The sequence below is a fragment of the Brevundimonas sp. GW821-FHT12E07 genome, assembly GCF_058807035.1.
Genome location: NZ_JBXAQH010000001.1, coordinates 1,505,533 through 1,527,479, shown reverse-complemented (window position 1 = coordinate 1,527,479; position 21,947 = coordinate 1,505,533). Strand labels below are relative to the sequence as shown.

The following is a 21,947-nucleotide window of genomic DNA, read 5'->3' as shown; positions in this document are numbered from 1 at the left end:
GCGCAACGAGGCGGGATTGTCAGACGGGCATTCGGAGACCCAGCGATTGCGGCTTGATTAATCGCGGTCGCCCGCTAGGTCGGGTCTCCCCCAACGCCGAGGCCTTGCATGTCCCGTTCCCAGTCCCGCGCCGTCGTCGCCCGGTCGAGGATCGAAGTCTGGGCCGGAGCGGGGCTGGCGACGGTGCTGGCCTTCTTCCTCATCACCGGCGCCATGGCCTGGTCCAACGTCTCGGCCTTGCGCGCCAATAATCAGCGCGTCATCCAGACCCATACTGTCCTGGTCAGTGCAGACGAGTTGCTGAGTGCGGTGCAGGACGCCGAAACCGGTCAGCGGGGATACCTCCTCACCGGCGACGACCGCTATCTGGAGCCTTATGACCGGGCGACCGCGGTCATCAACAGCCGACTGGACGGTCTCGCGCGTCTGACCCGCGACAATCCGCGCCAGGAGGCGAGCGTCGCCATGCTGCGTCGCCATGTGGCGCGCAAGACCTCCGAACTCGAAGAGACCATCGGCTTGCGCCGCACCGAGGGTCTCCAGGCCGCCCTTGCCGTCGTCGCCACCGACCGGGGCAAGACGGAGATGGACGGGGTGCGTGAACAGGTCGCCGCAATCCGTGCGGAGGGGCTGCGCCAAAGGCAGCAGTGGCTTGCCGAGATGGAGACCGCCTACCGGACGGCGTTGATCAGCGGTCTGTTGTCCGCCCTCCTCGGTGCGGCCCTGACGATCGCCGTCTTCCTCCTCATTCGCCGCAGCGCTCGCGCCCGGGCGCGTCAGGACTGGCTCCAGACCGGCCAGGTCGGGCTGGGCGAATCCATGAGCGGAGATCTCAATGTCGAGCAGCTGTCGGAACGGGTGCTGGCCTACTTGTCGCGCTATGTCGGCGCCCAGGCCGGCGCCCTGTTCAAGGGAGAGGCCGGTCAGTTTCGCCGCGCCGCCCTCCTGGGCGTTCCGGATGATGCGCCCGTGCCGACCGGATTCCGCGCAAAGGAGAGTCTTCTCGGCCAGGTCGCCGCTGAAGGCGAGGCCATGCTTCTGTCCGATGTGCCGGAGGGCTATCTGACCTTCGGCTCCGCTCTCGGCCGCGATCGTCCCCGTCACCTGCTGATCGCACCCGCCCGGGCCGAGACGACCATCAACGCCGTCATCGAACTGGGCTTCCTGCACCAGCCTGACGACCTCGTCCTGACCTTCCTCGCCCAGGCCGAGGACGCCATCGGCATTGCGCTACGCTCCGCCCGGTACCGCTCCGACCTGCAAAATGCGCTGGAGGAGACGCAGCGTCAGGCCGAGGAGCTTCAGGTCCAGAGCGAGGAGCTGCGGGTTTCCAATGAGGAGCTGGAAGAACAGGGCCGCGCGCTGAAGGAGCAACAGGCCCGGCTCGAACAGCAGCAGGTCGAACTCGAGCAGACCAACAGCCAGCTCGAAGAGCAGGCGCAAACCCTGGAGACCCAGCGCGACGATCTGGAGCGCGCCGGCGCCGAACTGGGCCGCAAGGCGGAGGATTTGGAACAGGCCAGCCGCTACAAGTCCGACTTCCTCGCCAATATGTCGCACGAGTTGCGAACGCCGCTGAACTCCCTGCTTATCCTGTCCAAGCTTCTCGGGGACAATGACCAGGGCAACCTGACCGAGGAACAGGTGCGCTACGCCCGCACCATCCAGTCGTCGGGGGACGACCTCCTGACCCTGATCAACGACATCCTTGATCTCTCCAAGATCGAGGCCGGCCATGTCGATATCCGACCCGAGGGCGTGGCCCTGCAACGGGTCGCCGCCGATCTCGATCGACTGTTCCGGCCCCTCGCCGAGGATCGCGGCCTGACCTTCGAGATCGATCTCGCCTCGGATCTTCCCGCGCAGATCGAGACCGACCGCCAACGCCTCGAGCAAATTCTCAAGAACCTGCTGTCCAACGCCTGCAAGTTTACGGAGGCCGGCAGCGTGCGCCTTACCGTCCACCGCGATGGGGCCGGGGTCGCCTTCGCCGTGAAAGACACCGGCATCGGCATTTCCCGTGAGCAACAGGCGGGGGTGTTCGAGGCCTTCCAGCAGGCCGACGGCGGCATCAGCCGCAAATACGGCGGAACCGGGCTTGGCCTGTCGATCTCGCGCGAGCTGGCTCGCCTGCTCGGCGGCGCGATCCGGCTCGAAAGCGCACCCGGCGAAGGCAGCCTCTTCACCCTGTTCCTTCCTCTCGATTACGTCCCCGTCGCCGTTCCGGCGCATGCGCCCGAAGGCCGTTCCGGTTCACAGGGCGTCGCCGCGTCCCGCGCCGCGCCCCCGACCGAGACCGCGTCCGGGCCGGCCCGGACCCGGGCACGCGCCCTGCCACGGGCCGTCGAGGACGATCGTGAACACACCGAGAGCGGGCGGCGGGTGCTGCTAGTCATCGAGGATGACGACCGGTTCGCCACCATCGTGCGCGATCTCTCGCGGGAACTGGGCTTCCATTGCCTGGTGGCTGCAACCGGAGAAGAAGCCCTGGTTTTGGCGCGGCGACATCAGCCCAGCGCGATCATTCTCGACATCGGCCTGCCCGATCAGTCCGGTCTGACCGTTCTGGACAGCCTCAAGCGTGACGATGCGACCCGTCATATTCCGATCCACATCGTTTCCGGCGAGGACCAGAGCCAGACCGCTCTCGCCCTCGGGGCTCGCGGCTATACGAGAAAGCCGGTTCCGCGAGAGGACCTGGCGAACGTCCTCTCCGATCTCGAGCGCAGTCTGGATCGGACGGTGCGCCGGATCCTGGTGGTCGAGGACGACACCGTCCAGCGCGAGGCGGTCCAGGCCCTGCTCTCGTCGGGCCAGGTGGAGACCGTCGGCGTCGGGTCGGCGGCGGATTGCCTGGCCGCCTTGAAGGAGCAGACCTTCGACTGCATGGTTCTGGATCTGACCTTGCCCGACGCCTCGGGCGTGCAGTTGCTGGAGATGCTGAGCCAGGCCGAGAGCCCGGCCTTCCCTCCCGTCATCGTCTACACGGGTCAGGATCTCTCCCAGGAGAGCGAACAGGCGCTGCGTCGCTATTCCAGCTCCATCATCATCAAGGGCGCGCGCTCCCCGGAGCGGCTGCTCGATGAAGTCTCGCTCTTCCTCCACCAGGTTGTGTCCGAGCTGCCGGCCGAGCAGCAGAGCCTGATCCGCAAGGCCCGCAACCGCGACGCCGTTCTCGAAGGGAAAAGAATTCTCATCGTCGAGGACGACGTACGCAACGTCTACTCCCTGACCAACGTTCTGGAGCCCCGAGGCGCGGTCGTCGAGATCGCGCGCAATGGCAAGGACGCCCTCGACCGCCTCCAGGCGGACGCTGAGGGAGACGACGGAAAGATCGATCTGGTGCTGATGGATGTGATGATGCCGGTCATGGACGGTCTGACCGCGACCCGGCGCATCCGCGAGGACGAACGGCACAAGGCCCTGCCGATCGTCATGCTGACGGCCAAGGCCATGCCTGACGACCAGGAGCGCTGTCTGGCGGCCGGGGCCAGCGACTATATGGCCAAGCCGATCGACGTGGACAAACTGTTGTCGCTTGTGCGCGTGTGGCTGGCCCGCTGAGGACCATGGTGCCGGACAGTCTCGAGGATCTGGAAATCCAGCTTCTGCTGGAGGCGCTGTTCCAGCGCTACCACTACGACTTCCGTGATTACGCGCGGGCGTCGATCAAGCGCCGCCTCCTGCAGGCGCGTGACCAGATGGGCTATGCCTCGATATCGGCGCTGCAGGCGGACGTCCTGCATACGCCGGATCTCCTGCCCAGCCTGCTCGGCTATCTGACGGTTCAGGTCAGCGAGATGTTCAGGGACCCGGCCTATTTCCGGGCGCTGCGCGAGGTTGTCGCGCCGCATCTGCGCACCTTCCCCTCCCTCAAGGTCTGGGTCGCGGGCTGCAGTCACGGCGAGGAGGTCTACTCCCTCGCCATCCTGTTCAAGGAGGAGGGCCTGTTCGACCGGACCCTCTTCTACGCCACCGACATCAATCCGGACGCCCTGCGCGCCGCCGAGGCGGGCGTCTACGCCCTGGACCGGATCCGCAAGTTTACGGAGAACCATCAGAAGTCCGGCGGTCGCTCCTCCCTGTCGGACTACTACACCGCTGACTACGGCCGCGCCGTTTTCGACAAGAGCCTGCGCAGCCGGGTCGTGTTCGCCGACCACAGTCTGGTGACGGACGCCGTCTTCGCCGAGGTCCAGTTCGTCTCATGCCGCAATGTGATGATCTATTTCGATCGGGACCTTCAGGACCGTGCGATCGGACTATTCCGCGACGCCCTGCCCCGCGGCGGCGTCCTGGGTCTCGGTTCGCGCGAGAGTCTGCGCTTCTCGCGCCACGCCGACGCCTTTACCGAGATGGCCGGACCCGAGAAGATCTATCGGAAACGGACCGTATGAGCGCCGATCCCCGCCCGGTCGTCGTTCTCGGAGCCTCCGCCGGAGCCGTGCAGGTTCTGCTGGATCTCGCGCCCCGTCTGCCGGCGGATGGCCCGCCCGTGGTCGCGGTCGTCCATATCCCTCCCGATCGGGACAATGTCCTCCCCGAGCTTCTGGCGTCGCGGTGCGCCGTTCAGGTCAAGGAGGCCGAGGACAAGGAGCGTCTGCGGTCGGGCGTGCTCTATCTCGCGCCGCCAGACTATCACCTGCTGATGGAAAAGGATTTCTCCCTGTCCCTGTCGTCAGATGCGCAGGTGAACTATTCGCGGCCGTCCATCGACGTGCTCTTCGAAAGCGCCGCCGACGCCGCGGGCCCGGCGTTGACGGGCGTCATCTTCACCGGGGCCAATGACGACGGAGCCCGCGGCCTGCGCGCCGTATGCGACGCCGGCGGCCGGGCGATCGTCCAGGATCCCGCAAACGCCTATGCCGCCGCCATGCCGGAGGCGGCCCTGATCGCCTGTCCAGAAGCCGAGGTCCTGTCCCTCGACGCCATTCTCACCCTTCTCTCCGAACGGCCCGCCCCATGACGACCGACGACGCGCCGATCCCCGTTCTGATCGTGGACGACCTCGAGGAAAACCTGATGTCCCTGGAGGCGCTGTTGCACCGGGACGGTCTGGTCGTGCTCAAGGCCCGCTCTGGGGACGAGGCGCTTGAGCTTCTGCTGACCCAGGACGTCGCGCTCGCGCTCCTCGATGTGCAGATGCCCGGGATGGACGGCTTTCAACTCGCGGAATTTATGCGCGGGTCCAGCCGTACGCGCCATGTTCCGATCATTTTCGTCACGGCCGGCAGCGCCGATAGCCAGCGCCGGTTTCGGGGCTATGAGGCCGGGGCCGTGGACTTCATCCAGAAGCCGATAGAACCCGATATCCTGCGCAGCAAGACCCGGGTCTTCTGCGATCTCTTCGCCCAGCGCCGACAAATCCAGAACCACCGCGACGCCCTCGACGAGGCGACCCGCACCCTCGCCACCGCCGACAAGCGAAAGAACGAGTTCCTGGCCGTCCTGGGCCATGAGTTGCGCAATCCGGTCATGGCCCTGCGCGCCGGGCTTCAACTCCTCGGTCGCGAAGCCGAGGAAGACAAGGCGAGGCTGATCCGCGACCGGATGGCGACCCAGGTCCTGCACCTGGCCCGGCTGGTCGAGGACCTTCTCGATGTGACCCGCATCGACCAGGGCAAAATCGCTCTGCGGCTTGAGCGTGTGTCTGTCGAGGCCGTCATCGATTCCGCCGTAGAGACGAGTGGCCCCAAGATCGATGCGGGCCGCCACACTCTCACTGTCGAGGGCCCGGTCGAACCGGCCTGGGTAACCGCCGACTTCACGCGGCTGTCGCAGATTCTGAGCAACCTGCTGACCAACGCCGCCAAATATACCCCGCCACAGGGCGATATCCGTCTTGAGGTCGCGCTTGAGACCGACGCCGTCGTATTCTCTGTGTCCGACAACGGAGTTGGAATCCCCGAGCACATTCAGTCCGGCATCTTCGACCTCTACACCCAGGCGCCGGGACCGGATGCCCGCTCGGCTGAGGGTCTCGGCATCGGCCTGGCCCTGGTGCGTCAGCTGGTGGATCTGCATCAGGGTGCGATTTCGGTGTCCAGCGCCGGCGAAGGCGCGGGGAGTTGCTTCAGAGTGGTTCTTCCGCGCAGCGCATGACGTTACCGGATGGCCCTCCCGTGGATCTGTGTCCGAAGATCGTGGAGACAGCAGAGAGGTCGACGCTGCCGAGCGGGTAACGCCCCGCCCCCCGCTGAATGCCGGGGTCCTTCTGGGCCCGCAGCCCGACCGGGCGCTCTCACCGGGCCAGCGTAGAGCCTCGGCCATCGAGCATTCTGGCGAAGCCATGGTCATCCAGTCCCATGGTCACCGTCTGGCCTTGTCGCAGCACCGCCGTCCCGGGTCTCAGTCTCGCGTAATAATCGACGCCTTCCCGATCGCGCACCAGGACGAAGGAGGCAGCGCCGATCTCGTCATGTACGCCGCCGCCGACCACAGCCCCCCGCACGGGCGCGTGGCCAAGCATCCGGCTCTCATGGCCGGTCTCCAGCCGCCTCTGGTTCAAGGTGCGCAGAATGTCACGTCGCGTCTGTAAACCGCGAAGCTTCTCTTCAAGCGCAGCGTCAAGCCGGTATCGATCGCCCTCGTGGACAGCGAGGCCGAGCGCCTCAAGGTGAAGCAGGCGTCCGCGGTTCAGGGCCGCCCAGGGATCGCTCGCCCCGGCGCCGTCACCCACCCTGCCCTCACCGTCCGCTGCGGCGACCAGACGGCGATCAAAGCCCGTGAACCGGTCCGCCTGGGTCTCCCGCCAAATCCTACGCTCGGCGTCCGCACGCGACAGATCGCCAAGCCGTTCCTGCGCCACTTCCTGGGCCCGGGCGCGAAATCCGTAGCCCATGTAATCGCGCGGAATGACCATGTCCCGCCCATCCCCCCGCCGCCCCCGAACGAGCACGTGGGCGTGCGGCTGGTCGGTGTCGTAATGGCAGGTTGCGATCCATTTCAGATCCGGTTCTCCAAGGTCCGCCGACACCCGCCCCATCACCTCGCGGACGTAGGACTTCAGGTCCAGTCGGTCGCCGTGCTCGGGCGAGACGATGAACCGGAAATGATGCCGGTCCTCGCTCCATCCTTCGGTCTCGGACCGAGCGCTCAGGGCGTCCCGGTCCCGATCGAAGAACTCCGGCTTCGCCCCCTCGGCGCCGGCCCCCGATCGACCGAGATAGGCGACATGTTTTCCCAAGGTCGCCGTCCGGTCCGCTCCCCTGCCGACGTGGCGTGAGACCAGGGCCTTGACGATCACCCTTTGCCGGACCTCGAGACGAAAAGCCCGTCCGGACCGGGTCTGGGCCGCCCTCAACACGCCTGACCGGTCGCCGAGAGCGAACAGGCGCGTCGCCGCCAGCCGCTTCATCATGCCGTTCCTGACGGTCATCCGCTCCGTCTTCAGCCGACGGGGAAGGTCTGTGGCTCCGGACGCGCCGTCGCGCTCCAAGGGTACCGACATCCGGATCTGAATGGCGTCGCGGATCAGCATCGCAAGGCTCCAGTCCGTCACCGACGCGCTGCGAACCAGACAACTCTCCGCAAGTCGTGCATCGCCGCAGATCAGGCCGATAACGTCCTGAGAAACTACAGGAAACCAGGACTGCCGATCACCCTCTTTTATCTTGCCCTACAGCCCTTTCGACGGATTTTCAGACCTAACCATCAATATCCAGCGTACGGTCGCAAAACCGCGCAAAGCCGCAGGGAATTCCACGCCTCCGCGTCTTCTTGCGATCGCCTGATCTCCGACGCCTTCCGGATGACAAGGAAAAACCCGCCCGGCCGAAGCCGAGCGGGTCCTTCATCCAGCCTGTTACGCGTCAGGCGGCCCGGGCCTTGATGGCCATGTGCCGCATCCCATTCTCCATCGCTTTCTGACCGAGGTTGAGCGCCGGTCCGAACGGCCGCTGCTCCGCCCTCATTCCCGCCAGCGAATGGACGAGCGTCAGGCAGACCTCCGGCTCGAGCGCGATCAGTTCGTCGTTCGCCCGGAAGGGGGCGGCCTTGCCGTGAGCGTCGAAATCCGCCCGGGCGAGGATCAGCTTCACCCCCTTCTGGGCCGCCCATTTGATCGCCAGCTTCTCGGAGCCCTTCGCCCCGGTCGTCGCCAGAGCCATGTCCGGCCACTCCCCCTTCGCCCAGTTGAGGGCGTCGAAGATTCGCCCGGCGTCCTCGGCGGTGTCGGCCGTCGGCGCGCCCCGGAAGGCGATCACCGGACCGCCCGGATCGGCGTCTCCGGACCGACGATTTCGGATCGCCCGGATCGCCTGTTTCGCCTCCAGCTGGGCCGCCGTCAGATGGGTGCCGCGTCGTGATCCGCGCCAGGCGGTCCAGACCTCCCCGGTCGCGATCGTCCAGGTTTCGGACGCCGCATCCCGGATCAGTTCGCAGGCCTGGGTCGCCGCATCCCCCGCCCGAGCCTTCGCTGTCGCTTCCTGAAGTTCAACATCGGCCGCTTCCGATCCGTCGAAGTCCCGATCAAGCGATCGCATTGCGTCGCGCGCCCGATCCGCATGTCGTTCGATCCGTCCTGCGGCCGAGTGGAAGGCGCCGATAAGGGCTTCACCGAGGATCGTCTGATAGTCCTCCAGAGCGGTGTCGGAGATCACGTCCACGAGCTCGGTCATGAGCGCGCGCCCGAGCTGGATCAGGGCGTCCTCGGTCGGGTGCGGACGCGGATCCCCCAGGGACGCGGTCAGGTCGTCGAAGGCGGAGTCGGTCTTCGAGGAAGCAGAGAAGGGAGTGTTGAAGTGGGTCATTGGAACATTCCTTGAGAATGCCGTGCGCCCCATGCGCAACGACCCCGGTCTTGGCCACAGCGGGGCCCCCGGCAGTCACCGGAGCGGACGACCTCTTGTCGTCCGTGGAGGGGAACGGCGCAGCCGTTGACTTCCGGGGTGCTGTGACAAGATCGGAGGGCGTTGTGTGGGGACAATGTCGTCGTCGCCCTTCGCGACGACGACCCCATTCGGCGCCGTCGCGCCGATACGGACGGCAACGCATCGATCTTCTCGTCCTTCGACGCCGGCGAGCCGGCGGCGCACCCCAGGCGAGCGAGCCGTCCTCAAGGCGCCACGCCTGCGAGGCGCATAAGACCCTCCACCGACAGCGGTGTGGGCCGATAGGCGATCGCCGCATGGGCGGCGCAGAAGGCTCCGCGTTCAGACGGACGACCGCAGAGGCTAAAGGCGGCGTCACCCGGTTCGCCATACGGCCAACGGCAATCCGTCCGCCTCACCGACAGGATGGTCGCAACACCATCGGGCGGAAGTTCGAGCGGCACGCGATGCGCCGCCTCACGCTGAGGCCGGGCGCCTGTGCGCTCTTCCCAGAGGCCCAGGCGGGCGACCTTGCCGAGGACGGCGTTGCGGGTGAGACCGCCGCCGAGCTCCAGGGCGATGGTCTCGGCGCTCCGCCCTTCGAGCCACAGGCGCTTCAGCAGATTGATACGGTCTTGGGTCCAGGCGGACATGGCGGTCTCCTTCGTCGAGCCCCGATGGCTCGCCCGACCGCGCCCTTCCTCCGGCCTTCCCTTCGCCAGCACGAAAAGGGCCCGAGGCGCAGCGCGCCCGGGCCCTTCAAATCTCCGCTTCGGATCAGAACGGGATGTCGTCGTTGAGATCGTAGCCGCCGCCCGCCTCGACGACGTGGTCGGCGACGCCGGACCGGTCTTGGGACGGTTCGCCGGCGACGCGTCGGTTCTTCAACCGGATGTCGCTGACGACGAGGCGAAGGTCGTAGTGCTCCACCCCGTCCTTGCCGGTCCAGGTGTCGTTTTCGACATGGCCCTGGATCACGACGCGGCTGCCCTTTCGGGCATAGGGCTGGATGTAGTTTTCAGCCGTCGCTTCGTTGAAGCAGATGCAGTTGAAGCCGGTGGTCCGCTCGCCGGGTTCACCGTTGGCGCGCCGGAAGCGGGTGGTTTCCACGACGCGAAAGCTCGCGCGCGTCTTGCCGGAGCCTTGCGCCGACAGGATGGAAGGGTCTGCGGCCAGATAGCCTTCGAGGGTCAGGGATTGCATGGTCAGTCTCCTTGAAATGAGGATGAGGGGTTGAGGATCAGGCGGCGATGCGGTCGTCGGCCGGGTCGGCGCTCGCATCAGCTTGGCGGTCTTCAGCCCAGTCGAGGACAGTGAGCCGGTTGATCACCAGCTCCTTGGCGGTCCGCTCCAACCCGTCGCGGGCGGTGTAGGCGGTGTCGATGAAGGTGCCGATCACGACGGCCTCGCAGCCTTGCGCCAGCCCGCGGGCGATGACCTTCTCGTTGAGGCCCTTCGACCAGCTGACGCAGTTGACGCCGACCAGCCGGGCCTTGCCGGCATTGTCGGTCCCGCGCTGTTCGAGCAGGCGGAAGACCGCCTTGCCGAAATCGTCGCTGATCTGGGGGTCGGCCGCGAGGCGGCCCGTGAACACCATGGTCTGCATGTCAGTCTCCTGTTGATCCGAAGCCGCCGGGGGAGCCGATCTCCCCAATCCCGCTTCGCCCGGGACCTCCCTTCCTCCTCAGCTCCCGGCCGGGCGCTTTCGCCCGGGCGTGACCGCCTGGACTGTCGCTATCGATCCGCTTTCGCGCGATGCTGGGGCATGTGCGTTCTCACTCTCGCCTGGGATATCCATCCGGACTGGCTGCTCGTGGCGGCGGGCAACCGGGACGAAGCCCACGCCCGCCCGTCCGCGCCGCTGGCGCGCTGGGGCGACGGCTCGGGTGTCATCGGCGGGCGCGATCTTCAGTCCGGCGGCATGTGGATGGGCGTCTCCGAGCCCCATCCCCGCTTCGCCGTCGTCACCAATGTCACCGGACAGGGCGCGCCGGATCCCGACCGGCTGAGCCGCGGCGGGTTGGTCCACGACGCGCTCGTGAGCCGTGCGCCCTTCGACTCCCCGGAGCTGAGCCGCTTCAACCCCTTCAACCTGATCGTCATCGCCGAAGATGCGGCCATGGAGCGGACCAACCGCCCCGAGCCGCTGTCCCGGTCTCTGGCCCCGGGGTGGCACGCGCTTTCCAACGGTCTTCTCGATGCGGCGTGGGACCGCAAGGAGCGGTTGACCGAGGCCGCACAGGCCCGGCTCGCGGCGGCGGCCGGGCAGCCCGAAGGTCTTCTCGCGAGCCTCGACGATCGCGAGCAGGGACGACCGGCCAGGGCTGACCGGCCGATCTTCCTCCTCAACGACCTTTATGGAACGCGGTGCAGCACCGTCGTCGCCGTGGATCGAACCGGGCGTGGCAGGATCTGGGAGCGGCGCTTCGATGCGGTCGGCGCCGTCACGGGGGAGACGGAGATCGCGTTTCACTGGCTGATCTGACGGCGCCGACCGATCCTTCAGGCCGCCGCGCCCTCCAGGATCGACTGGACCGGGTGGCGGCGCAGCACCCCCTCCACGACATCGGGCCGGTCCGCCGGAACGAAGACACGTGGGGCGTAGGCGATAATCTCGACGAAGCAGCCGAGCGCGACCAGGGCGTCACGGTCGGTGCGGCCCCCGACCACTTCCAGCCGCCAGCGGTCCATGACCCGCGATCGCTTGAGCCACAGGCCGCCCGAAAGGGCGAGCTGCACATTGCGGTCAAGCACGGCCGCAGCGGTGCGCCCGCCGTCGGCCCAGGCGTCTCCGACCTCGGTCAGGCCCAGCGCCGTCTTCAGGCTGGCGGCCTGAACCTCGTCCAGCACGCGGCCCAGCCAACGCCGACCGTCCGGCGCGCGTACGCGGCGAACCGAACAGCCCTTGGACGGCAGCTTTCCCCAGATCGGCAACAGCAGGCCGGTCGCCAGGGTCAGGCGGCGTGTCCGCCACGGATCGGTCGCGGCGACTTCGGCGTCCCAGACCGACCGCCACACCGCCTCGTCGGTCTGGGCCCAGGCCGATTCCTCGAACGTCTTCTCCGGCGTGACCTGATGCTGGTCAGGCCGCAAGAGGCGCACCGCCGGCACAAGCCGGTCGTCGTCGGTCGTGGTGGTCAACCCGAACTCGGCCACGGCGGCGCGGCCGGAGCGGTCGTTGACGACCAGGCGGAAGGCCGAGCCTTCAGCGCCTTCCAACGCCGCGTCCGAGCTGACGATCTCACGCCGCACCTTCAGTTCGAAGGTGACGAGTGCGGTTTCCGCCCCGGTCGAGACGTCGGTGCGGATGGTCTCCTCCTCGACCACGGCCAGTTCCTCGGCCTCGATGTCCTCCAGACCGCGATCCAGATCGCCCGAGGCGGCGGCCCTTTCGAGGATCCCCGAGAGGATGCCGTCGAAGTCGGCGAACAGGGCGTTCTGGTCGGCGATGCGCAACGCCAGCAGCCGGTTCAGGAAGGTGTGGATCGGCGGCAGGTCGTCGGAGGGCTTGAGCCCGCCGTCGGCGTCGCGCAGCTTCAGGCCGGTCCTGGTCTCGAAGTCCTCCACCGTCATGGACGACAGCTCGCCGAAGCCGAGCGCGCCGTAGAAGACCAGCAAGGCGCGGCGCGCCCACGGACTTTCCAGATTGTCCTCGGCCCGGAACAGACCCGCGCCCGCCATGCGGCGTTCGCCGCGCGTCAGGGCCCCAAGCGAATCCAGCCGTCGGGCGATGGTCGAGGTGAACCGCTTCTCGCCGTGGATGTCGGCGGTGACCGGGCGGAACAGCGGCGGACACGCCTGGTGGGTTCGATGACTGCGCCCCAGACCCTGGATGGCGGTATCCGCCCGCCAGCCCGGTTCGACCAGGTAGTGCGAGCGGCGCTGCTGGTTCGGCGCCGAGAGGTCGGCGTGGTAGCTGCGTCCTGTCCCGCCCGCGGCCGAGAAGACCAGGATACGCTTGCGGCCGGACATGAAGGCGTCGGTCTCCGACCGCGCGGCCGAGGCGCCGCGGCGCTCGACGAGCCGGCGTCCGTCACGCGCGACGACGCGACGCGACCGTCCCGTGATCTCTGCGACCGCCTCTGTTCCGAAGGTGTCCAGAAGGGCGTCCAGAACGCCGGGCACGGCCGGCAGGAACGCCATCTTCTCGATCAGGTCTTCGCGCCGGCGCAACGCCTCCTGGCTCACGGCGGGCCTGCCGTCGACCATGACCGGGACCAGCGTCACGGCGCCGTCGTCACCCTCGATCGCCTCCATGAGATTCACCGGGAAAGCCTCGCGCAGATAGTCGAGGACATATTCGCGCGGCGTCAGGTCGATGGAGAGGTTGTTCCATTCCTCCGGCGGGATCGACGCCAGTCTTCGCTCCATCACCGCCTCGTTCGTCGAAACGATCTGGACCACGGCGGAACGCCCTTCGGTCAGGTCCGCCCGGATCGACGCCGCAAGCGTCGGCGCCTTCAACCCCGCGAGCAGGTGGCCGAAGAAGCGCAGCTTGGCGCCTTCGAACGCCGAGTGGACCGCGGAGGCGGCCAAGCCGCTCCTGGCCTCGCCTTCCTCATCATTGAAGCCGGTTGCTTTCAGCGCCTCGCCCAGATTGGCGTGGATCAGCTGGAAGGCGTCGGCCCAGGCGTCCCAGATGGTGATGTCGTCCTCGGTCAGGGCGTGGAAGAGCGGCTCGTACTCGACGCCCTCGAACGACAGGGAGCGCGCGACGTAGAGGCCCAGCGCCTTGAGCTCGCGCGCCACCAGCTCCATGGCGGCGACCCCGCCCTTGTCCATGGCGTCGAGGAAGTCGTCGCGAGTCACGAAAGGCGCCTCCGGCCCGCCCCAGAGACCCAGACGGGCCGCGTAAGCCAGATTCTCCGCGGTGGTGGCCCCGGTCGCCGAGACATAGAGCACCCGGGCGTTCGGCAGCCGGTTCTGAAGCGCCAGTCCGGCCATCCCTTGCAGCGAGGCCTTCTTGGTCCCCCGCGCGCCCTTGCCGCCCCCGGCGGCGTTGGCCATGGCGTGGGCCTCGTCGAAGGCGATGACCCCGTCGAAGTCCTCTCCCAGCCAGGCGACGATCTGATCGAGCCGGGACATCTTTTGCCCCCGCGCCGGCTGGCGCAGGGTGGCGTAGGTGGTGAAGACGATCCCGCGATCCAGCCGCACGCCATCTCCCAGCTTCCAGCTGTTGAGCGGCACGATGTCGTGGGCGCCGCCGCCGATCGCGCCCCAGTCCCGCCGGGCGTCGTCGAGCAGGGCGTCATTCTTGGACAGCCACAGGGCCTTGGTTCGCCCCTGGGCCATGTTGTCGGCGATGACGGCGGCGATCTCCCGGCCCTTGCCGCAGCCGGTGCCGTCGCCAAGGAAGAAGCCGCGCCGGAGCTGGACGGAACCCTCGTCCTCCTCCCGCGACAACCTGAGCTGATGAGCCGCCTCTCCCGGCGTCCACCAGGCGGGCAGCATGCCGGCGTGAGCCTCGCCGGCGTAGATGACCGTCTCCAGCTGGGCGTCGGAGATCCGGCCGTCCTCCCGGACCGACGGCGGCAGCACCGGCCGATAGGTCGGCGCCGGAGGCGCGACCGACGCCATTGGGCCGGATTCCACCAAGGGAGAGGGATGCGGCCTCTCGTCGGTCAGGGCGATCCGCGCCAATCGGTGTGCCTGGTAGAGGCCGACATCGCGGCCCTCGCCCATCCAGGCGAGGGCCTCATAGGTGATGGGGGACGCTCGCGCGAGGAAGCCAAGCCGCCCGGACGGCAGGGCCAGCAACCGGTCCCGGGGCGCCAACAAGGTCTGCGCCCCGAGTTCGAGGCGAACCCTCGGCTTGGCCTTGGCGCGCTCGGGCACAGCCGAAGCCAGGGCGGCGCAGGCGGCGAGATCTTCACCGTTCGCGAGCGCAGCGACTGCTGCGCCGCCCTCGAGCCGGTCCAGAACCAGCAACCCGGTCTCAACGCTGGTGCCGTGCCTGGAGAAGGCGCGTGGCGGAAAGCCGATCCGGGCGACGACCCGCCCCCTGGCGCTCAGCCGACGCATCAGACCCTCGTCGATGAGGGCGGTGATCGGCACGACGGCGGACAGGCGCCCGCCATCGGCAAGGGCCGAGAAGGCCCCCGTCAGATGCGCCTCGAGGTCGGTGAAGGGCGGATTACAGACCGCGACGTCGAAGCCGCCCGCGCCCGGCAACAGGTCCTGGACGCGACGTCCATCAAGACGTGACCGCGTCGCCGAAGCGAACAGGCCGTCGAGCAGGACGGCGCGACCCTCGGCCATTTCGTTCAGAGTCAGAGCCCCGCCGCAGGCCTCGGCGACGATGGCGATCAGGCCGGTGCCCGCCGAAGGCTCCAGCACCTTGTCGCCCGGGCGAACCTGGCCGGCCAGCACCACGAGCGCCGCCAGTTCCGGCGGGGTGGAGAACTGGTCCAGCGCGATCTGATCCTCGCTGCGTCGGCTGTGGGTCAGACCCAGGCCGCCGACCGTCGCCAGAAGGGCGGTGATGGCGGCCGGCGCGTCCTCGAGCCGCGACACCTGGGGCGCCAGCCGGCGGATCTGCAGAACGGTCGCCGCCTCGATGGCCTCATAGGCGTCCCGCCAGTTCCACAAGCCCTCGGCGTCCGACCCGCCGAAGCCGGTGGTCATGACGCTGGAGACCAGTTTGCGGTCCAGCAGGCGGGACCGGGCCAGGTGGGTGACGAGCGCTCGTGCGGCGGCCATGAGGTTGGCGGCGCGGTCGCACGGGCGTGGTGCGCTGAAGAGCGAGAGGCTGGCGGTCTGAGGCGGTGTCTGCGCGGCGGTCATGGGAAGGGCTCCGTCGCCTGGAGCGGCGGGTTAATCCCTCCGGTCCTCCAGGCCCGCGCCTAGCCGCCCTTCCTCCCGCCTTCCATGACGAAGGCCCGCCGCGACGATGTCGCGACGGGCCTCGTCGTCTTGGCGCCTTGATCAGGCGGCGTCGTGGAGCGCCGCCTCGCCTTCAGCGGTGACCTCGAAGGCGCCGGCTCCGTCTTCGGCATCGCCTTCACGCTCTTCGGCCGTGTCGCTCTCCCGATCGCCAGCGTCTGATGCCGCGACCTCGTCGACGTCGGGCGGCGTGGTCCAGGACAGGCTGGCCGGCGCCCATCTCTTCTCGGCCGCATTCTCCTCGACCCAAGGGATCAGGTCGGCCTTCTTCAGCAGGGCCGCCCTCACATCCGCCCGGTCCATCTCTTCCAGCATCTTCAGCAGCAGGGTCTTGGAATGCGGCTTCAGGAACTCGGCGTCCGGGGTCCAGTGCAGACTGATGTCCGCGCCGCAAAGCTCGGCGAGTTCAGCGGCTTCGGCCCGGGCCGACTTGCGGATCAGTGTGGTCCGCTCCTCCCGAACATCCAGGGAGAGGGCGGTGAGCTCGGCCAGCAGACCCATCTTGTCGCCATGGGCGAGACCATGCACCCAGGCGATCACCGTCTGGCCCGACGCCTCCCAGGCGGCGCGCCGATCGTCGAGCCTCTGGCGGACCTCGCCGTCCAGCGTCTCGATGACGCGACCGCCGGTCGGCTTGAAGGCGGACGCGGTCAGGGCGAGGGCGGACTCGGACCTCTGGCCGAAGGTTCTGACGGCCAGCTGGTTGAACAGGCGGGCGATCAGCGCCGTGAAGGCGACGCCGGGATCGTCGGCGAGGGCGCGGATCAGACCGCGGGTGGCCACGTCGGTGCGCACGGCGTGAAGGGCGTGATTGACGCCCTCGGTCTCGGGTTCCGGCGTATCGACCTCGGGCGGCCGGTAGACGGGCGCGGCAGCGATGCCCCCCGCGGAGGCGGGCGCCTGATCGTCGGTCTCGTCCTCGATTTCCGGTTCCACGGGCGTGAAGCACCGGACTTCGATCCCGGTGCGTGCGGCAGGACGTAGGACCAGGGTCGTGGCTGCGCGACCGTTCCATCCCGCCTGATCCATGGCCAGCCGGGAGCGGATCATCACATCGAGCGTGGCGTCCACCGCCTCCGCGTCGGTCGTCTCCGTCAGAACCGCCTCGACCCCATCGACGGCGGCGTTGAAGGCGTCGCGCTTGTCGCGGTAGTCCGCCATCTCCGTGGCCGGAAGCATGCCGCCGTAGACGTAACCGGCGGCTTCCAGATCGTCCGGCAGGTCCGGTTCGGGACCCGCCGTGACGTGGACCGCCAGGCCCTCGGCCTCGTAGATCAGGGCGATTTCTCGCGCACGCCGGGTCCAGACCTCGGTGAGAATGGCCGGGTCCAGCAGCACCGGCGGCAGCTCGCCGAACAGATCGGTCTCGGTGCGCCCCCCGGCCTCGGCGTAGCGTTCCGGCCCGATGAGGCCGCAGCGGGGGTCGCGCGCGGTGACACGGGCCTCGTCGAGCTTTTCGGTCACCCGCCAATCCTGGAACCCATGACCGTCGAGGGTCATCCGAGCCAGCTCCGCCTGCTCGTCGGGGTCGGAAAGCCGGGCGAGCAGGCGCGCCTGGCGCAGGTTCAGCCGGCCGAGCCGCAGCGCCTGCAACGCGACATCCGGCAGGGCGGAAAGGGCCGCGAGACGTTTGATGTCGATTTCCGCGTATCCCAGTGCCTTGGCGATTGTGGGCACGCCAAGCTTGCCTTTCAGCATCCGGCCGATCGCGGCGATGATGTCGGCGACATGGAACGGCACGGCCGTGTTGGTGAGCAGGACAGCCGCGGCCTGGCGGGCGGGATCCGTCTCGACGAAGACGTCGATGAGGAAGCTGTCGTCGATACGTCCCTGTTCGACCAGAAGACGAAGCGCCAGCAAGCGCCGCCGGCCGTCGAGCGCCATATTGGCGGCTTCCTTCTTTCGACCGGGCCGAACGGTCAGGGGCTGCAGCTGACCGGCGGCGAACAGGGTCTCGGCAAGCAGAGGAATGTCATCGTCGGGGGGCTCGCCGAAGCGAAGGTTCTCCGGGGCGATGTCGAGATCACGGAGAGGGACCAGCGGGCGGCTACGGGTCGACGCGACCTGGAAGGGGGTGGCGACGACGGCGACGGCGGTTGAACGGGACATGAGGGTTCTCCTGCCGGAGGCGAGGTCCATCCCCGCCTTTACGGCGCCCGTCCGCGCCCTTCCTTTCCCGCTTTCTGATGGTCTCGAGCGGCCTCGTTCCAGTCGCCGAACGGGCGCGGCGGAAAGGCGAGGATCGCTTCCACGCCATCCCGCTGGAGCCGCCTGGCCAGGCGCGTCGCGGCGGTCTCCCCCGCGTCGCCCCGGTCTCCGGCGATGAGAACCGTCGAAACCTGGTGGGGTGCATGCCACCGCGAGAGGTTCCCGGCGGACATGAGCGCCCAGCCCGGCAGGTCGAAGCGGGCCATGGCGGACAGGGTGGTGACGACGCCCTCGGCCACCAGCATCCGCGCCGCCGCCGGACGTAGCCGAACGGCCGATCCCGGCAGAACCTGGCCCACGGTCTTACGGGGAACCCTCAGACCCGATGCGCCTTGGCCGTTGGTCGCGAGATAGGTGAGCTCGACGGCCGTCAGATCCCCTGAAGGCGAACGGATCCCGGTCATCATCGCGCGTCCAGCGCGCCGCCCCGGACGGTAGACCGAGAAAGGGGCGCGGGGATGTTCGAGCAGGTCGTCGAGGTCTTCTCGCCAGGCGACGCTGCGCACGGCCAGGTGACGTGCGACCACGCCGGTCCACGCCGGCCCTACCCCATCCCGCCAGAGCGCGCCCGCGACCGCGCGCCGTCGGGGGTGGTCTATGACGGGCCGGTCCGGCGTGCCCGAGACGCCCAAGAGCCGACCGCCGGAATCGACCAGTCCGCGACGCCGCAGGTCGTCGCGGACCTCCCGCCAATCGGCCGCGCCGAAGGTGTGGATGACGACCCGGCCGCCATCGAGCAGCAGCGAGACAGAACGGTCCGCCTTCCCATGGCCGGGCGCCGGCACATTGGCGCGCAGGCCGTTCTGATAGAGGTCGCCGCCGAGGATCGCCACGATCTGGCGCAGGCTCATCGGAAGTGCCCCAGGGTGCGCAGGCTGGCCGTACCGTCCCTCCCGACGATCAGATGATCATGAACCTGGATGTCGAAGACCTTGGCGGCGTCGACGATCTCCCGCGTCATCTCGATGTCGGCGCGGGACGGCTCGGGATCGCCCGAGGGGTGATTGTGGACGAGGATGATGGATGCGGCAGACACCTCGAGCGCCCGCCTCACGACCTCGCGCGGATAGACGGGGGCATGGTCGATCGTTCCGTGGGCGACCAGTTCATCGCTCAAGAGCCGGTTGCGTTTGTCGAGGAACAGGGCTCGGAATTGCTCCCTGGGCTCCTCGGCCAACGCGACCCGAACATAGGCGAGCAAGGCCGTCCAGCTGGTGATGACCGGCCGTCTCGAAGCCTCGGCGCGGACCAGCCGTTCGCTGAGGACACGGAGCAGCTTGAGGTCGGTCAGCGCCTCGGGTCCAAGCCCGCTCGCGCGCGCCAGTTCCGGCACATCGGCGGAAGCGATGGCGGCGATGTCGCCGAACCGGACAAACAGGGCGTCCACGGCACCGATGGATGTCTGTCGCATGCTGCGGCCGAGCAGAAGCGCCAGGAGGGCGCGGTCGCCGAGGTTCACGAGGGAACTCGTGTCGGGTGAACGCCCGGCTGCGGCGGTCGCGGGTTCGAGGTCAGGTAGCGGGCGCATGGCGGTCTCCAGCGAGCTCCCAATCGGAGCATTCCCGGCTGCCCTTCCTTTCTTCCCGACCACGCTTCCCGATCAGGCCGGATCGGCTCACCTTGAGCACATGAAGTGGTGGCTCATCTTTTCTGTCCTCGCCGTCCCCGCGGTCGCCCACGCCGATCCCTGCGAAGGTCGATTGCCCGCCCACGCGGGTCAGACCTTTTCCGGTGCGGTTCGCTATGTCGGCGACGGGGACGGGCTTTGCGTCGGTGAAAGCGCAAATGCGTCCAGTTGGATTGAGGTCCGGCTGGCTGATTTCGATGCGCCGGAACTGCACAGTCCCGGCGGTCGCGCCGCTCGGGATCGCCTTCTCGGCCTCGCTCTGGGGCGCCGTATCGATTGCGTCGCAGTCCGCGGCCGGAATGGCCGGGTCATCGTCTACGACAGGGTAATCGCCCGATGCCGGCTTGACGGACGCCCGCTGGGAGATTTGCTGCGCGCCGCTGGTGGTCGTGAAGGCGGCCGCTAGCCTGTCCGATAGGCCACGACCTGCCGAGCCGGTTGGAAAGGGGCCAGCGGCTCGGGGCTGTCAGCCGCCCCCAAGACGACGCCTCTTGCGTTACTCCACGATCTTGGAGAGGAGCGCTTCCCACGCGGTCAGGGCCGCGCGCTTCTCGCTGGCGTAGTCATAGATCGCGTAGTGCCGCGCCGTCACCATCGACCCGCCCCCGCTGTCCAGGGTGTGCCCCAGGACACGCGAAATCACGACCGGGGCCACCTTCAGCCGTTCGGAGGCCATGTTGGCGGCACCGGTTCGACGCAGATCGTGAAGGGTCGCGCCCTCAATCCCGATTGCCGCGTAGATGTCGCTCAACGCATGGCTGAGCGCGCCGCCTTCAATCGGTTTGTCCGCCAGCTTGCGCCACGGGGCTGGAAACACGAAGGGCGACTTTCCATCCGTCTGCAGGGCGATCGCTTCCCGGATCAGATCGACAGCAGACGACGGCAGGGGAACGAGGTGGGTGCGGCCCGCTTTCATCCGGGCGGATCCGATAACCCAGACCGCTTCATCCAGCCTGAGTTCGTCCTTACGCATGCCCGCGACTTCGGACCTGCGTTGCAGCAGGACGATCGCCAGTTTCAAACCGATTGCGACAGCGTCACTGACCATGAGCTTGACGGGCCCCTTGGCGGTCTCGCGGACGAGATCGACGGGCCGAGCCAAGGCGTTCCAGAGCAACTTCAGCTCTACATCGCTCAGGATGCGCTCGCGTGGCCGCTCCTCCGACACGGCCTTGAGGCCCGCAATCGGGTTGATGGGGATTCGCTCGATGGCAACCGCGAAGTTCAACATTCCCCGCACCAGAGCCAGGGCGCGATTGGACTGGATCGGGGCCTCGTCCGCGATGTTCTGCAGGAGGCTCTTCACATCCTGGCGCCGAAGCTTGTCGAGATTTATCGAGCCGAGTTCCGCCTTCAAACGGCTCTTCCAGAGCCGCCTCTCAACAACAATGGTCTCGGCCTTTTTGCGGCGGCGTGTTGCTCGGTAGCGGCCGTCCTCGGTTTGCGTGAAGTAGGCCGTGGCCAAATCATCAACCGTCTTGATGGGTTCGGCCTTCTTGGCGGCCGCCTGACGCCGCTGGTCTCCTGCCGGATCGCCGCCGTCTCGCGCTTCGCCCCGGATCGCAATCGCCTTGTCGCGAGCCGTCTTGAGATCCATCGCTCCGATCCCTTCGCCCGCAGGACCAAGCGTCATTCGAGGCTGTCGTCCATCCAGCGTGCGATATCGGACGACCCAGGTTTTCTCGCCGGTCGGCGACACTCGGAGGCCCAGACCCGTACGGCTATCCCAGATTTCCTTGCGTCGACCGCCTACCGCGCGAGCAGCAGCGACAGAACGTGCGGTCAGATTGTTCTCGCTGAGTTTGGGCACGCGGCGCTCCCTCCAGTGAGAGCAGTGTGCCCCCGATCATGCTGGGGCACAACGGGGGCACAAAATGCAGAAACTGGGCGAAAAGCGATGAAGCGCGGAGAACAACCTAACAATCTGATTCGTATATCATTTTCACCAGTTTTGACACTTGGCGAAAAGCGCTGAAAAAGGCCAAATCAACGACTCTTAATCAGCGGGTCGTAGGTTCGAACCCTACATCACCCACCATCGTCCCCCTCTTGAAATCATTAAGTACCCCCGCCGGGGAACCAATGATGTTCGAGAATTCACCCGAAATGGCGATTAACCGGTCATTGGAGCGGTCAGATCGACCTGTTCCCCAGCCGGCCTTCCCTGACTCTTGATCGGCGTTCTGGCGCTCTCCTCCGCGCTCGGCTAGGCGCGAACGCCATCGGCTCTCAAGGCGCCGCCCCCTGTCCGCTTGGGTTTTGACGGCGCCATTTCGTGCCCTTGGCCGAAAAGGCTAAGGGCAGCCACCGTTATTGAGCTGACATCCCTGTCAACCAGAACGTGATCCGTCCGCGCGAACCTGGCGCAACCCTGGAGGACCGGGAAGACAGAGCAGGCTCTGACGGCCCGAATTCCCCTG

16 protein-coding genes are annotated in these 21,947 nt (G+C 67.6%); 6 read left to right on the top strand and 10 right to left on the bottom strand.

The window, feature by feature from the left end; translation table 11 throughout:
* Positions 1-108 precede the first annotated feature (108 nt).
* Genes AC1ROD_RS07105 through AC1ROD_RS07090 form a run of 4 tightly spaced genes read left to right on the top strand, consistent with a single transcriptional unit; the run spans position 109 to position 6,102 of the window.
* Positions 109-3,564, top strand: coding sequence for a response regulator (locus AC1ROD_RS07105; RefSeq protein WP_492947542.1), 3,456 nt, complete (start codon positions 109-111; stop codon positions 3,562-3,564).
* Between the two features lie 8 nt (positions 3,565-3,572).
* Complete coding sequence (locus tag AC1ROD_RS07100) at positions 3,573-4,397, top strand: CheR family methyltransferase (protein ID WP_492947541.1); 825 nt, start codon at positions 3,573-3,575, stop codon at positions 4,395-4,397.
* On the top strand, positions 4,394-4,966 hold the full coding sequence (locus tag AC1ROD_RS07095) for a chemotaxis protein CheB (protein ID WP_492947540.1): 573 nt from the start codon (positions 4,394-4,396) through the stop codon (positions 4,964-4,966). The genes AC1ROD_RS07100 and AC1ROD_RS07095 overlap by 4 nt, the downstream gene beginning before the upstream one ends.
* A complete protein-coding gene (locus AC1ROD_RS07090) occupies positions 4,963-6,102 on the top strand; it encodes a hybrid sensor histidine kinase/response regulator (protein ID WP_492947539.1) in 1,140 nt (379 codons plus the stop codon). The genes AC1ROD_RS07095 and AC1ROD_RS07090 overlap by 4 nt, the downstream gene beginning before the upstream one ends.
* A 139-nt stretch (positions 6,103-6,241) precedes the next feature.
* Here the strand turns inward: AC1ROD_RS07090 and AC1ROD_RS07085 are convergent, their stop codons facing one another.
* The 5 genes from AC1ROD_RS07085 to AC1ROD_RS07065 all read right to left on the bottom strand — a co-directional run bounded on the left by AC1ROD_RS07085 (position 6,242) and on the right by AC1ROD_RS07065 (position 10,416).
* Positions 6,242-7,480 (bottom strand): DUF3363 domain-containing protein, encoded by a 1,239-nt coding sequence (locus tag AC1ROD_RS07085; RefSeq protein WP_492947538.1) that lies wholly within the window; start codon positions 7,478-7,480, stop codon positions 6,242-6,244.
* A gap of 331 nt (positions 7,481-7,811) precedes the next feature.
* Entirely contained in the window at positions 7,812-8,750 is a 939-nt protein-coding gene (locus tag AC1ROD_RS07080) for a DUF2493 domain-containing protein (protein WP_492947537.1), read from the bottom strand.
* Between the two features lie 305 nt (positions 8,751-9,055).
* Positions 9,056-9,463 (bottom strand): GcrA family cell cycle regulator, encoded by a 408-nt coding sequence (locus tag AC1ROD_RS07075; RefSeq protein ID WP_492947536.1) that lies wholly within the window; start codon positions 9,461-9,463, stop codon positions 9,056-9,058.
* Positions 9,464-9,587: 124 nt separating this feature from the next.
* Positions 9,588-10,013 (bottom strand): single-stranded DNA-binding protein, encoded by a 426-nt coding sequence (locus AC1ROD_RS07070; RefSeq protein WP_492947535.1) that lies wholly within the window; start codon positions 10,011-10,013, stop codon positions 9,588-9,590.
* 37 nt (positions 10,014-10,050) lie between these two features.
* The gene (locus AC1ROD_RS07065; RefSeq protein WP_492947534.1) at positions 10,051-10,416 is read right to left on the bottom strand and encodes a single-stranded DNA-binding protein; all 366 of its coding nucleotides are present in this window, start codon (positions 10,414-10,416) and stop codon (positions 10,051-10,053) included.
* A gap of 159 nt (positions 10,417-10,575) precedes the next feature.
* On the opposite strand from AC1ROD_RS07065, the gene AC1ROD_RS07060 reads away from it, so the two are divergent.
* Positions 10,576-11,295 carry an NRDE family protein gene (locus tag AC1ROD_RS07060; RefSeq protein ID WP_492947533.1) on the top strand — a complete coding sequence of 240 codons (720 nt, stop codon included), beginning with the start codon at positions 10,576-10,578 and terminating at the stop codon, positions 11,293-11,295.
* Positions 11,296-11,312: 17 nt separating this feature from the next.
* On the opposite strand, the gene AC1ROD_RS07055 is transcribed toward AC1ROD_RS07060, so the two are convergent.
* The 4 genes from AC1ROD_RS07055 to radC all read right to left on the bottom strand — a co-directional run bounded on the left by AC1ROD_RS07055 (position 11,313) and on the right by radC (position 19,359).
* Positions 11,313-15,593, bottom strand: coding sequence for a strawberry notch-like NTP hydrolase domain-containing protein (locus AC1ROD_RS07055; protein WP_492947532.1), 4,281 nt, complete (start codon positions 15,591-15,593; stop codon positions 11,313-11,315).
* Positions 15,594-15,734: 141 nt separating this feature from the next.
* Positions 15,735-17,801, bottom strand: coding sequence for a ParB/RepB/Spo0J family partition protein (locus tag AC1ROD_RS07050; protein WP_492947531.1), 2,067 nt, complete (start codon positions 17,799-17,801; stop codon positions 15,735-15,737).
* A 38-nt stretch (positions 17,802-17,839) separates the two neighbouring features.
* On the bottom strand, positions 17,840-18,751 hold the full coding sequence (locus tag AC1ROD_RS07045; RefSeq protein ID WP_492947530.1) for a toprim domain-containing protein: 912 nt from the start codon (positions 18,749-18,751) through the stop codon (positions 17,840-17,842).
* Positions 18,748-19,359, bottom strand: coding sequence for a RadC family protein (gene radC / locus AC1ROD_RS07040; protein ID WP_492947529.1), 612 nt, complete (start codon positions 19,357-19,359; stop codon positions 18,748-18,750). Before radC ends, AC1ROD_RS07045 begins: the two co-directional genes overlap by 4 nt.
* Positions 19,360-19,426: 67 nt before the next feature.
* On the opposite strand from radC, the gene AC1ROD_RS07035 reads away from it, so the two are divergent.
* Entirely contained in the window at positions 19,427-19,933 is a 507-nt protein-coding gene (locus tag AC1ROD_RS07035) for a thermonuclease family protein (RefSeq protein ID WP_492947528.1), read from the top strand.
* A 90-nt stretch (positions 19,934-20,023) separates the two neighbouring features.
* Here the strand turns inward: AC1ROD_RS07035 and AC1ROD_RS07030 are convergent, their stop codons facing one another.
* On the bottom strand, positions 20,024-21,337 hold the full coding sequence (locus tag AC1ROD_RS07030; protein WP_492947527.1) for a tyrosine-type recombinase/integrase: 1,314 nt from the start codon (positions 21,335-21,337) through the stop codon (positions 20,024-20,026).
* Positions 21,338-21,947: the final 610 nt, after the last annotated feature.

Excerpts from the sequence above, each read along its gene's own strand:
- AC1ROD_RS07105 (WP_492947542.1), top strand. The coding sequence starts at position 109 with ATGTCCCGTTCCCAGTCCCGCGCCGTCGTCGCCCGGTCGAGGATCGAA.
- AC1ROD_RS07095 (WP_492947540.1), top strand. The coding sequence starts at position 4,394 with ATGAGCGCCGATCCCCGCCCGGTCGTCGTTCTCGGAGCCTCCGCCGGA.
- AC1ROD_RS07090 (WP_492947539.1), top strand. The coding sequence starts at position 4,963 with ATGACGACCGACGACGCGCCGATCCCCGTTCTGATCGTGGACGACCTC.
- AC1ROD_RS07085 (WP_492947538.1), bottom strand. The coding sequence starts at position 7,480 with ATGCTGATCCGCGACGCCATTCAGATCCGGATGTCGGTACCCTTGGAG.
- AC1ROD_RS07080 (WP_492947537.1), bottom strand. The coding sequence starts at position 8,750 with ATGACCCACTTCAACACTCCCTTCTCTGCTTCCTCGAAGACCGACTCC.
- AC1ROD_RS07075 (WP_492947536.1), bottom strand. The coding sequence starts at position 9,463 with ATGTCCGCCTGGACCCAAGACCGTATCAATCTGCTGAAGCGCCTGTGG.
- AC1ROD_RS07070 (WP_492947535.1), bottom strand. The coding sequence starts at position 10,013 with ATGCAATCCCTGACCCTCGAAGGCTATCTGGCCGCAGACCCTTCCATC.
- AC1ROD_RS07065 (WP_492947534.1), bottom strand. The coding sequence starts at position 10,416 with ATGCAGACCATGGTGTTCACGGGCCGCCTCGCGGCCGACCCCCAGATC.
- AC1ROD_RS07060 (WP_492947533.1), top strand. The coding sequence starts at position 10,576 with ATGTGCGTTCTCACTCTCGCCTGGGATATCCATCCGGACTGGCTGCTC.
- AC1ROD_RS07055 (WP_492947532.1), bottom strand. The coding sequence starts at position 15,593 with ATGACCGCCGCGCAGACACCGCCTCAGACCGCCAGCCTCTCGCTCTTC.
- AC1ROD_RS07050 (WP_492947531.1), bottom strand. The coding sequence starts at position 17,801 with ATGTCCCGTTCAACCGCCGTCGCCGTCGTCGCCACCCCCTTCCAGGTC.
- AC1ROD_RS07045 (WP_492947530.1), bottom strand. The coding sequence starts at position 18,751 with ATGAGCCTGCGCCAGATCGTGGCGATCCTCGGCGGCGACCTCTATCAG.
- AC1ROD_RS07035 (WP_492947528.1), top strand. The coding sequence starts at position 19,427 with ATGGCGGTCTCCAGCGAGCTCCCAATCGGAGCATTCCCGGCTGCCCTT.